The sequence below is a fragment of the Corynebacterium occultum genome (assembly GCF_009734425.1).
GTDB lineage: Bacteria > Actinomycetota > Actinomycetes > Mycobacteriales > Mycobacteriaceae > Corynebacterium > Corynebacterium occultum.
In genome coordinates this window covers 142,704-154,842 of the sequence record NZ_CP046455.1, presented here as the reverse complement: position 1 = coordinate 154,842, position 12,139 = coordinate 142,704, and the positions used below count along the sequence as shown (strand labels likewise).

Annotated in this window: 11 protein-coding genes; 2 read left to right on the top strand and 9 right to left on the bottom strand. The window is 63.3% G+C overall.

Annotated elements, in window-relative coordinates:
- Positions 1–149 precede the first annotated feature (149 nt).
- On the top strand, positions 150–434 hold the full coding sequence (locus COCCU_RS00710) for a DUF1540 domain-containing protein (RefSeq protein WP_156229712.1): 285 nt from the start codon (positions 150–152) through the stop codon (positions 432–434).
- Between the two features lie 136 nt (positions 435–570).
- On the opposite strand, the gene COCCU_RS00705 is transcribed toward COCCU_RS00710, so the two are convergent.
- From COCCU_RS00705 to amn, 9 genes are all read right to left on the bottom strand, one after another.
- Positions 571–1,314, bottom strand: a complete 744-nt coding sequence (locus COCCU_RS00705) for a hypothetical protein (protein WP_156229711.1) — start codon at positions 1,312–1,314, stop codon at positions 571–573.
- A gap of 173 nt (positions 1,315–1,487) precedes the next feature.
- Positions 1,488–2,153 carry a biliverdin-producing heme oxygenase gene (locus tag COCCU_RS00700; RefSeq protein WP_156229710.1) on the bottom strand — a complete coding sequence of 222 codons (666 nt, stop codon included), beginning with the start codon at positions 2,151–2,153 and terminating at the stop codon, positions 1,488–1,490.
- A gap of 184 nt (positions 2,154–2,337) precedes the next feature.
- Positions 2,338–3,234 carry an SMP-30/gluconolactonase/LRE family protein gene (locus tag COCCU_RS00695; RefSeq protein WP_156229709.1) on the bottom strand — a complete coding sequence of 299 codons (897 nt, stop codon included), beginning with the start codon at positions 3,232–3,234 and terminating at the stop codon, positions 2,338–2,340.
- 116 nt (positions 3,235–3,350) lie between these two features.
- Positions 3,351–4,304, bottom strand: coding sequence for a uridine-preferring nucleoside hydrolase UriH (gene uriH / locus COCCU_RS00690; RefSeq protein ID WP_156229708.1), 954 nt, complete (start codon positions 4,302–4,304; stop codon positions 3,351–3,353).
- 14 nt (positions 4,305–4,318) lie between these two features.
- On the bottom strand, positions 4,319–5,782 hold the full coding sequence (gene uriT, locus COCCU_RS00685; protein ID WP_156229707.1) for a uridine transporter UriT: 1,464 nt from the start codon (positions 5,780–5,782) through the stop codon (positions 4,319–4,321).
- Between the two features lie 243 nt (positions 5,783–6,025).
- Positions 6,026–7,015, bottom strand: a complete 990-nt coding sequence (locus tag COCCU_RS00680) for an LLM class flavin-dependent oxidoreductase (RefSeq protein ID WP_156229706.1) — start codon at positions 7,013–7,015, stop codon at positions 6,026–6,028.
- A gap of 121 nt (positions 7,016–7,136) precedes the next feature.
- A complete protein-coding gene (locus tag COCCU_RS00675) occupies positions 7,137–8,108 on the bottom strand; it encodes an RNase H family protein (RefSeq protein ID WP_156229705.1) in 972 nt (323 codons plus the stop codon).
- 169 nt (positions 8,109–8,277) lie between these two features.
- Entirely contained in the window at positions 8,278–9,129 is an 852-nt protein-coding gene (pdxY, locus tag COCCU_RS00670) for a pyridoxal kinase PdxY (RefSeq protein WP_156229704.1), read from the bottom strand.
- Positions 9,130–9,246: 117 nt separating this feature from the next.
- A complete protein-coding gene (gene amn, locus COCCU_RS00665) occupies positions 9,247–10,674 on the bottom strand; it encodes an AMP nucleosidase (protein ID WP_156229703.1) in 1,428 nt (475 codons plus the stop codon).
- Positions 10,675–10,817: 143 nt separating this feature from the next.
- Here amn and COCCU_RS00660 point away from each other — a divergent pair, with 143 nt between their 5' ends.
- Entirely contained in the window at positions 10,818–12,038 is a 1,221-nt protein-coding gene (locus COCCU_RS00660) for an esterase/lipase family protein (RefSeq protein WP_231598810.1), read from the top strand.
- Positions 12,039–12,139: the final 101 nt, after the last annotated feature.

Here is a 12,139-nt window from a genome sequence, read left to right as displayed (position 1 = left end):
TTTCCCCAATGGCAGGTAAAATCGCCTGGCCAGCCTTTCTATAGATAGCCTAAACTTGGTGGTTTATGCAGGTCAGGGGATTTATAATGGGCAGTGTCAGATGCGCGACACCCATTGAGGACAATCACCAACTCAGGAGCTGATCCCCGATGTCCACACCCACCATCACCAATGTCTCGTCCTGCACCACCACCGCCTGCGCCTTCAATGACGGCGGCTGCAACGCCTACGCCATCACCGTGGGCGGCGAAAATGCCGCAGCCTGCGGAACCTTCACCACCCTCGACATCCGGGCCGGGATCTCCGATGCCCACAGCGAGGTCGGTGCCTGCCACCGCCTGGACTGCACCCACAACAAGGACCTCATGTGCGCCGCCGACAGCATCAGCATCGTGGGCGAGTCCGCGATGTGCGCCGACTACAACGCACGCTAAAAAGGGGGGCACATTCCCCCTGATCATTCACCCATATTTCATCCGACATCCACGAACGCGCAGGGTCCCCCAGGCGACGGGGCCCTGCGCGTTTCCCTGGTTGCCGGGCACCCCAGCAGCCGCTCGATGAACAGCGTCAGACAGAGACCTGCTCAGCCAGGGCAGCAACTGCCTCGGCCAGATCTGCGAGGGAATCCACCTGTTCGGGGAAGCGGACCATCGCGGTGGTGATCCGGCGTTCACCGGCCCGGAAGAGAACCACACCATGGCGGTCGACGTCCGCGACCCAGATCCGGTTTTGGTGGGCACCGCACAGCGATTGTTCCCGGTCCGAGAGAATGAATCCCGGCAGCACCCCCATCGAGACACCGGCCACCAGGCCAGACAGCTGGGAGAAACTGAGTCGGCCAATCTCATTCCGGGCATCCAGTTCATCGAAGGAGGCCCCAGCCTCCAGCACCCCGGGCATCAGGTCGGAAAATTCACTCTTGGTGGTCCCGTGGGGGTCACGGACGTAGATGGTATCCAGCTCCAGCACCCCGACCCGGAGGTGCGATATGGGGTGGTAGCCGAAGCCAGCTACTCCTTCACCCTCAGCCAGCCAGCTGATGTGTGCGAGGGCGTGAAGACTGGCGACGGTGATGTCGACATCGAATTCCAACGCCTTCTTCACACTGTCCACCCGGACCGCTGTATCCCCTATCAGCTCCGCGTCTTCGACAGCGCACAGGACGAGGACCCTGCCGGAGGGGTCAACCCCGTGTGCCAGGACAGAGACATAGGCTTGCGGATCAACCCGGTAGGGCACCAGAGACAACCCACCGGCACCAGCAAGGATGCGGCGGGTGAGATTTTCCGCATAAGAAGTATAAGCGATCATCAGGCTCCTAAATAAAGGTAAGGCTAACCTATATCACCTCAGTATTTTTCGTCAAGACCCACCGTGCCATGCCGCCATGAGAGCCCCGAGGCCATGTTTGATCATATTTTTCCCTGATCCACGGGTACTTCCCCAGCCCGCCCAGAGCGAAAGCTCAGGCAGGTGCTGGAGCGTCAGAGTTTCGATGCCGGAACATAATGCTCCGCCAGGTCCCGGAAAGCCCCCTGGTTCAGGGCGAAGGCCCGGTTGGCCTCAGCGATCAGGTGCGCCACCTGCCTCCCATTGAGTTCCAGTGCGTCGAGGCGGGAACGGTAATCATCCCGGTAGGGCTTGATTTTGCCGATGCCGGAGAAGTCATAGAAGCTCAGACCCTGCTCCCCGATGCCATAGGAGCGGTTCAAGATCCGCGCGATGACCTGGCCACCAGCCAGATCCCCCAGATAACGGACATAATGGTGGGCGATCAGCCCGAGATCATCCTCCGCCGCCGCCAGGCGGTTCAGGCGGTGAACATATTCCACCGTGCCCGGGTAGGCCTGCAATTCATCCCGCCAGCTGGCTCCCAGCAGTTCCACCAGGTCATGTTCCAGGGATTCCAGACGCTCCAGACGAACATCAGTGATGAGGGACATGAAGGGCCGCTGTGACACCGCGCGCACGCCCTGCTCCAGGGCCGAGTAGATGAACCAGAGCTGTCCAGTATAGGCGGCCGCAGCCTCGCGGGAAAGCTTGCCCTCCAGGAGCAGGGACATGAACGGGGACTGCTCGGCGTCGGTGTGCGCGGCAGAGGTGCATTCCCGAAGGCTGGTGGACAAGGACTTTTCGATGGCGAGTTGCATGATGAACTCCCCTCCCTTCAAATACTTTCATTTGGGCATCTATTTTATGGTTAGGCTCACCTTATCCATATATGTGATGGGCGCAACCCCCTGCGGATGAAAATCAACCTTTTGGATGCCCTCAGCGCCCCAACCCGACGCTTATCGACGCTCCGCCCGGGCAGCGCCGCCAGACAGCCAGGCCCTACTGCACCAGATTCAGCCCAGTCAGCGGGAACCCCAGGTCAAGCACCAGTGCGGTTTCACCCTCAAGACCTTCCGGGGCGGGAACCTTCCAGATCTTGCCGGAAAGATCAGCCACATAAGCAACCTTTTTCTGCTGCTCCACCGCCAGGCCGATGGCCTCCCCAAAACCCTCCCCGAGGATGGTGGGAGGCTCCCCCTTCTGACCCACCGGCGGCACCTTGGCCCGGTTGAGTGAGTTACCTCCGGGCCAGGAACCGGAACCACGGTCAGTCCAGAGCAGCCTGTCCTCGATCAGTTCCAGATCAATCGGGGCCGGCAGATTCTCCCAGAGCACTTCAATATCACTCCGGTTCTCTGCGGTCTCCCCCACCGGGATCTCCAGTCCGGCACGGAAGATTCTGCCGTCTCCCCCGGTGAAGGAACCTTTTTGGGACCAGTAGATGTGGCCGTTGGCCTCATCGATGGCCACCCCGACAATCCAGTCACGTTCCCCATCCGAGCCATCATGTTTGACCAGATCCCGCAATCCACTGCCGTCGGTGCCGACGGTGACCAGGGAAAAACCTTCCCGGTTACCCAGGTAGAGATTGCCCCGGGCATCGAGCGCCACCTGTTTGCCGGTGGTGATGCCACCGGGGGCCACGATGTCCCGGCGATGGGCACCGTCGACGTCGATGGCGTGAACCCCACCGTCGACCCCGCCGTACACCGCTTCACCACCGGGGGCCAGGGAGGTCCGCTCCCCCATCGTGGTCCAGTAGATGGTGCTGCCATCACAGACCACGCCATCCGGGTGCGGCCCGGTGTCGGTGATGATGACCTCGCGTTCTCCGCTTTCCGTGTCGATCATCTCGATCCGGTCCAGATCCCGGGCCAACACAAGCAACTTCGCCATACCGGACTCCTCAGTGCTGTGGTCGTGGGAGTTTCTTGGCCCCAGGATAGCTAAGAAAAAACCGCGGTGGCCCAGCCTGGAAAGCCGGGCCACCGCGGGGGGCGTCGTCAAGCGGTTCAGCTCAGCGCCTTCACCGCATCGATCACCAGATCCCAGAACTTCTCCCGGTCCAGCTTCACCGCAACCTGGGTGTTGCAGTCCTCCGGTGCGGGTGAACGGAAATCGGCGACGGTCATGCCCACGGTCAGGGCACCCCGCAGTTCCACATCCAGCGGCACCTTCCGGGTGGTCATCACCGTGGGATCAATGAGGTAGGCGACGGTGCAGGGATCGTGCACCGGCGGGTCATCAAAGCCCTGCGCATCCTGGTAGGACTGGCGGAAGAAGCCGAAGAGTCCGACCACGAAGTTGGCGATATCAGAGTCCAGATCCACCAGCCGCTTCTCAACCTCCGCGGTGGCCAGGGCCTGGTGGGTCAGGTCCAGGCCGACCATGGTCAGCGGCCAGGACTCGTTGAAGACGATGTGCGCGGCCTCGGGATCAACCTTGATGTTGAACTCCGCCACCGCGGACCAGTTGCCCTCGTGGTAACCGCCGCCCATCAGCACGACCTCCTTGACGCGCTCCGCGATCCGGGGTTCTTTGCGCACCGCCAGGGCGATGTTGGTCAGCGGGCCGGTGGGAACCAGGGTTATGGTGCCCGGTTCGTTGTTCATCACGGTGTCGATGATGTAGTCCACGGCATGCACGTCCGGAACCACGTCAATGGCGGGTTCGGGCAGCTGGTAGCCGTGGATCTCCATGCCGGAGTCACCGTGGATGTCCGGGGCGACCTCAACCGGCTGTACCAGCGGCCGGGTGCAACCCGCGTAGACCGGAACGGAGGTCTGACCGAGCACGGTCAGCACGGTGAGAGCGTTGTGGGTGACCTTCGGCAGGGTCTGGTTTCCACCGATGGTGGTGATGCCGAGCAGGTCGATGGCGGGGTTGCCGGCCGCCAGGATGATGGCGACGGCATCATCATGGCCAGGATCGCAGTCCAGGATGATTTTCTTGGGGGCTTGAGTCATGAGTCCATTGTTCCTTAATTTTCGATGGTTGCAGCTTCCTCACCCACGGCATCGGAGAGACTCTCCGGGCGGGGGATGAGGAAGGAGGTCAGGAAGGCCAGCAGCAGGATCACGGCGCCGGTACCCATGCCGGCCCGGAAACCCAGGGCGGCGTCGGTGTCGGCGAAGAAGGTGAACACCGCGAAGAGAATGGCGAAGCTCAGGCCCGCACCCAGGTTGAAGGCAGCGGCGTTCATGCCCGGCAGGTAACCGGGGTTATCCGCCGGGGAAAGCACGATTCCCATGCCGTTGAGCATGATGTTGGAGATACCGGCGTAGGTGACACCGACGAACAGGGAGATCAGCAACAGGGAGATCGGGCCGGGGTTACCCACCACGAAGATGGCGAAGCCCAGGCCTATGGCGGTGCCGATCAGACCGACCTGCAGCACCAGCTTATATCCGAACTTACCGGCCAGGGTGCCGGCAATGGGGCCCATCACCAGTCCAGCCAGGGCGTAGGGGGTCAGGGTCCACCAGGAGACGGTGTCCGCGCTGATGCCCGCCCCGACGTCCACGTTCTGACCCAGGTTCGGGATCAGGCCGTTCATCACCGCGAAAACACCAGTCATGGTCAGCAGGGTGGTGATCAGCAGGGCCCAGGTACGACGCTGCTTCATGTAGTAGGTGGAGACCAGGGGATGCTTGACCGTGGACTCGATCTTCCAGAACACGATGAAGGCGACCACCGCCAGCACCAGCAAACCGATCACCAGCAGCCAGTTCGCCGCCGCCAGCTTGCCCGCCTCATTGAAGGCGATCAGGGCCGATGCCAGGGCGATCACGATGGGCAGAACACCCTTCCAGTCCATGGGGTGGACCTCCACCGCGGTGGATTCCCTGGTGCCGAACTGCACCGCCAGCAGCGCGATGATGGCGACAACCGACATCACCCAGAAGATGGAACGGAAACCGAGGTTGTCCGCCAACCAGCCACCGGCGAGCGCATCCACGCCGCCGATGCCACCGTTGATGGAGGTGATGATACCCATGAGCAGGGCATACTGCTTGTCATTGGGGACCTGCACCCGCAGCATGATCAGACACATCGGCACCGTCGGACCGGCGATACCCTGGATCACCCGGCCGATGAACAACACCGTGACATTGGGGGCCAGCGCGGCGACGATACAGCCGAGGAAGAGCACCGCCATCATGCCGACCAGAACTTTACGACGCCCGATCAGATCGGCCCAGCGCGGCAGGAAGAGGGAGAACAGGGCGGCGGCGGTGAAGAAGGCGGTCTGGGTCAGACCGATCTGGGCGCTGGTGGCACTGAGCTCCTGCTCCATGACCACGAGCGCGGGGGAAAGCATGGAGGCATTGAGCTGGAAAGCGAAAACCGCGGCCAGCAGTGCCAGCATCAGGGCGGTGATCTGCCCACCCTGAAGCTTCGGGGGATCTGCCGCGAGCGTGGGTTGGGCGGAGGGTGGTGTCATGCGGACACACCTCTTTCGGTTCAGCCGGGAAGTGGTCATACCCGGGGCGAGGTCAAGGGATAATCTCTCCCCAAGCTTAGAGCCTGACCCATAAGGTTAAAAGTAACTTTTTGGGGTCGAAACAGACCCTGAACTCAGCCTTTGAACCACGCTTCTGACCTGCGGTAGCAATACCGCGGCCACGGCCTTTCAGCGAGAGTCTTATGCCGCGGGCCGCCACTCACCCAGCTGGGCCGGTAATTCTCAGAACCAGGTTTCCGCCAGCAGCTGCAGGGAACGCTGGCGGACGGCCGGATCGAAGGCGTAGGTGACGGTGATCAGTTCATCCACCCCGGTGCGCTCAACGAACTCCCCCAACTGCGCCTTCACGGTCTGCGGGGAACCCACCGCCTTGATCCGCAGCATGGACTGCTCCGGGTTAGCCTGCCCCGGCAGCGACTCAGGGTCCACCGGGGGCTGGATCTTGCGGGAACGTCCCTGCCGGATGTCCAGGAACATCTGTTCCACGGTGGTGAATTCCCGCTGCGCCTGCTCATCGGTGTCAGCGACCATGACATTGACGCCGGCCATCACATAGGGCTTATCGATCTGGGCGGTGGGCATCTCGGTGGAGAAGGCCTCCTTGTACACCGCGATGGCCTCGTCGATCTGGTCCGGCGCGAAATGGGAGGCCAGAGAGAAGGGCAGGCCCAGCTGTCCGGCGATGGAGGCACCGTTGACGGTGGAGCCGAGCACCCAGATGGGCACCCCGGTTCCGGCGGAGGCCGCGGAGACGATTGGGGTGCTGTGGGCACCACCCGACTCCCCGAACCAGCCCTGCAGGTCATAGATGCTCTGGGCGAAGGCCTGGGGTTCCGCGGAGGAACGGCTCAGGGCCTGGGCGGTCATCTGGTCCGTTCCCGGGGCCCGGCCGAGACCGAGGTCTATCCGGTCACCGTGGATATTGGCCAGGGTGCCGTACTGTTCCGCCACCATCAGGGGAGCATGGTTGGGCAGCATCACCCCGCCGGCACCCACCCGGATCTGCTCGGTGACTGAGGCAGCCTGGGAGATCAGCAATGAGGTGGCACTGGAAGCAAGATTCGGGGTGTTGTGGTGTTCAGCGAACCACAGCCGGTGATAACCCAGCTGATCAGCGAGCTGGGCGGATTCCATCGACGTGGCGATGGCCTCCCGGGCGGTGGCTCCCTCAGGGATGGAAACCAGGTCGAGAATACTCAGTGGGACAGACAAAGGGGAGGTTTCCTAACGTTTATCGGGGTAAAGGCATACATCAGTGGCAACCATCCCCACCTGCGCTTCATTCCTGCCCCCGGTTTCACGTGCGGGCCCCCGGGGGCCTCCCCATAGGAGTTTAACGCCCCGCGCCAGCCATGGTTTCCGTCGGTTCGATGTGCCGGTCGCGTAACTCCGCCACCGGAATCCCGACCAGTGCCTCCTGCAGCTCCCCCTTCAGGCGTCGGTTGAACTCGGAGCGGTTATCCGTGCGGAACTCAGCGCACCGGCGGGCCGCCACCGCCGCCCGGTCCGCGTAGGTGTTGAGCAGGTGGCCGGCATGGCCCCGGACCCAGCTGATCCGGACCTCGAACCCGCGGGCCTCCAGGTCCGCGAGCTTGTTCAGGCAGTCATCCTGGGCTGCCATCCCCTTGCGCGCACCACTGCCGATCCGGGCGTTGAGGAAATGACTCACCTTCTGCGAATCGGTCAGGATCCACAGCACCCGGGAACGACCACCCCAGGTCTTCAGCGCCATCCCCACCGCGGCGAACTCACCAGCCAGGATGCAGTGGGTCAGGGCATGGTTCATTCTTACCCGTCCATCAGAGCCGACCACCGCCAGACCGGTGACCTGACCCCGCTTCTGCCGGGAAGCATCGGTGGCCACCACCATCAGCTCCGGCAGCTCCGGAACCACCGGGACCGGTTCCCGCTCCACCTCAGCCTGATGGTGGGAGGCCCGGCACAGCTCCCAGGTGGCGCGCATCCTGCCGCCGGCGATGACATCCCGGATGACCAGCCCCGGGAAGGCCACCGCCTGTTCCTTGAGCAGGCGGCGGACCGTGGTGTCCGAAAGGTAGAGGATCAGACCGCTGTCATGGTGTTCCTGCCACAGATCCAGGAAAGCATCGATGAGATGACCCCGCACCACCAGGCTGTCATCCGCCGGGAACCAGGTGGAGTGCGCTCCCTGCCCCTCAACCGCCACCGAAAGCAGAAACTCCAGTCCGGAGTGCTCCTCATTGTTGAGGGGGCGGGAACTGTGGATCACCGCAACCGGGGCGGTGGTGTTCCCGGGCTGGGTGAGGGTTGACGCGGCTGCGCACATGGGAAGGCTCCTTGGGGTTCAAAACGCACTGACGGGTTCAAACTTGAACCATGCCAGACACACCGGAGCAGCTGCCGGACCTTTCCCCCAGGGATCCGAACAGTTGACCGAGACCCGGCGCAAGGGGGGCGTCGTCAAGCATCCTTTACCGGAACACGGTGGCCCGGCCTCAGCGGACCTGCTCAACCTCAAACTGCATGCGCGGGTTGGCGTAAGCCTCCTGGGACTCGATGAGCAGCAGTTCCCGGGAGTCGGCCTCGAAGGTGTTCTGCAGGAGGTCGTAGACGCTGGAGGCGGTGCGTGCCAGGGCGTCAGCGGCATCACCGGTGGAGACGTAGTGACCGGTGAACAGAGCGGCGGTGACATCCCCGGAACCATTGCGCTTGAAGGGCAGGTAGGGGGTGCGCACGATCCAGGCGCCGGAGTCATTGACCGCGAGCATCTCGATGCTGCCCTCAGGGCGCTCCGGGCGCTCCAGGGAGGTGACCAGGACGGTGGAGGGGCCCATGGCGCGGGCGGCGTCAACGGCGTCCAGGGTGGAGGCGAGGTCGGCTACGTCCCGGCCGGTGAGGAAACCCAGTTCAAACTGGTTGGGGGTGATGATGTCGGCGACGGGAACCACCCGGTCGCGCAGCAAGGGCGGGATTGCGTCGGCGACGTGGCAACCGGACCTGGCGTTACCCATCACCGGATCGCAGGCGTAGATCGCTGTGGGGTTGGCTGCCTTGACCCGGGCGACGGCGTCGATGATGACGTCCGCGATGTCGGAGCCACCCTGGTATCCGGAAAGGACCGCGTCGACCTGAGCCAGTGCCCCACGCTCCTCCATACCCGTGATGATCTCGGCGACATCCGAGGCCGGGATCATCGGTCCCCGCCAGGAACCATAACCGGTGTGGTTGGAGTAGTTCACGGTGTACACCGGCCACACCTCGTGGCCCAGGCGCTGGAGCGGGAAGACGGCGGCGGAGTTGCCCACATGGCCGTAGGCGACAAAGGACTGGATGGAGAGGATGTTCACGAGGTCAATCTTGCACCACATGCCTCGACTCATGAAAGTTCGGGGCGGCGGTGAACCTCCACCGCCCCCCACCCACTCAACCCACCCCGGGCACCCGCCAAGCCCCTCCCGCCAGCCCTACCGGAAGGGCACCTCCCCCATCGTGCGGCGTAGTTTGCGGGTGCGCAGGCGTTCCGGGTCAGCGGCCAGGGACTCCACCGCATGCACCGCACACATCACATGTGCCTCCTTGGAGGAGGAATAGAAGGCCTGCGCCTGGGTGGGCAGTTTCGGTACCGCATGAAGCGGAAGGTCAGAAACACTCAGCAGGGTGCCATAAGGGATGCGGTAGCGATAACCATTGGCCGCCAGGGTGCAGGACTCCATGTCCACGGCCGCGGCGGTGGAACCCTGGAAAAGCTCCCACAGCCCCTGCGGGGTGTGCCACTCCCAGTTCCGGTCATCGGTGGACAACACCGTGCCGGTGCGCATCAGGGACTTGTCGTCCCCGTAGATCTGGGCGACGCTGGCCTCCAACGCACGCTGGATCTCCGGTACCGCAGGAATGGGGATGGCGGGCTGGATCCGGGAATCCAGAATCCGGTCCTGACGCTGGTAGGCATTACCGAGGATGAGGTCACCGATGCGCATCCGGCCATCCAGCCCGGCACAATGGCCGATCATGATCCAGGCCTCCGGACGCAGCACCGCCAGACAGTCCGTGATGGTCTTGGCGTTGGAGGGGCCCACACCGATATTGATCATGGTGATGCCATAACCATCATCGGTGCAGAGATCATAACGTGGCATCTGGAAACGCGAACCCAGCTCCAGGGCCCCACCCTCAACAGCGGCCGCCTCCTCCGCCCCGATCCGCTGCCCATTCGGCAAAATCAACGCAGTGTAACGAGACCCCTCCTCGGTGAGGGAACGCAACCCGAACTTCACGAACTCAGTGGTGTGCATGGCGTAGTTGGTGAAGAGGATGAACCGCTGCACACTGTCCACCGCGATGCCGGTGTAATGCTCGATGCGGGCGCAGGCGATGTCGAAACGCTGCGGACCAAAATGGAAAAGAGGTTTCTCCGCACCATGGAAAGCCTCCCACTCACCATCCACGATCGCATCATGCACCTCATCCAGGGTGGGGCGCGGGATGGCGTCAGCCACGTCCCCGGCGCGCCGGGCCTCACTGGCGTCGGGGACATCCCGCAGGAATTCCGGTGGGATGCGGGTTTCGGAGGGGCCGACGAAGATCTCACAGGGGTAGTGGCCGTTGAGTCGTTCCAACTGTTCCTGCAGGTAGTTCCGCATCAGGTGTGGTTTGGAGAAGGTGGCGGAGTAGCGGCCGGCTTCATTGACGTAGCCGAAGGGTTCCGAACGTGAGATCGGATGCCAGGCTTTCACGTCCACGATCAGCTTGGGGTAGACCACCCGGCGGTAGTCCTCGTAGTTGCCGTTCTCCAGGACTTCGCGGGCCAGGTCCTCGGCATTCTCATAGAGTCTGATCAGCGTGGCGACGGCCTCTTCCACGCTGTTCACCTGTGTGAGTTCCGGCTGGTTCATGTGCCTTCCTCCCCTGCTCTTCCGGTGCGGTCCCCCGGGGTTTCCCTCCGGGACCGGTTGGGAACTTCCCGGACCCCAGCCTAGCGGTGGGCCCCTACACTGGAGGGCAGCGAAGATTCACCGCCGAAGCGAAGGATCCGTGAATGCCCCAGGAGCGCCCCTCTGAACTGCTGCAGGAAATCTCCGATAAACTCAGCAGACTTCTGCCCCCACATCTTCTCCCTTCTGATGCCGCCGCTGCGGGCCGGGAGGTGGAGTCCGCTGATGCGCTCAGTGATGATCCCGACAACCCGGTCATCCTGCCCGGTGGGGCATGGCGTCGGAGGATGCGGCGTTCGTCGGTTTCCCCGGCCGAGGGAGAACTAGCACAGTCGGCTGGGACTGGGGATGCCCCGGAGAGCGGGGCGACCGGAGGGGAGGGAGACCCCACCGCCCGGGATGCCGCCCGGGATACCGCCGATCAGTTGGCTGCCGCGGAGCTGGGCCCTGGTGATATCCCGGCCGACCTGAGGGTCGTCGATAAGCAGGAGGTGGAAGGGGAATCTGCGGCGGAAGCTGCCAGGGTTCTGCTCCCCCTGCCGTTGCTGGCACGGATGCGGGCGCGTGGTCTCTTCGAGGATGACTGGCGTGCCCGACCCACCACGGAACATCCTTATCCGGTGATCTGCATCCATGGCACCGGCACCACCAAGGGGGACTGGCAGGAACTGGGTGAGGATCTACGGGCTGAGGGTTATGCCGTCTTCGCCCCGGACTTCGGCAACCGGGCCACCGATTCCATCGCGGAGTCCGCCTCCCAGATCGGCGCTTATATCGATGTGGTCCTCCAGGCCACGGGGGCGCAGCAGGTGATCCTGATCGGGCATTCCCAGGGTGGGACCCTGGCGCGTTATTGGATGCGGTTGATGGGTGGCGCCCCGAAGGTCCGCCACCTGGTGTGTCTGGCGGCGCCCAACCACGGCACCACCCTGGGTGGGGTGGTCAGTCCCCTGGTGCGTACCGCCATGGCGGAGAACATCATGAACTCGCTGGTCAACAACTGGTTCGGCAGTTCCGGTTTTGAGCAGGTCACGGGGCATCCCACCATCACCGCCATCAATGAGGGCGGGGATCTGGATCCGGGGGTGAGCTACACCTGTATCGCCACGCGGGGGGATACGGTGATCCAGCCGCCGGAGACCTGTTTCCTCTATCCCGATGAGGATGAGCTGGGGGATGAGACGGTGGACGAGTTGGGGACGGAACGGGTGCACAATATCTGGATCCAGGACCGTTATCCCCGGGCGGTGATCCTGCACGCTGATCTGCCCCAGGATTCCCGGGTGCGGCAGATCATCCGGGCGGAACTCGCCCAGGTTCGATGAAGGTTGCACATCTCTGTGCGCCTGGTGATTGTCCCAGGAAAATAAGCTGGTCATCCAGTATTTCCCGGCTGTTTACTTTGGGAGGAAGCTCACCTTTGTGG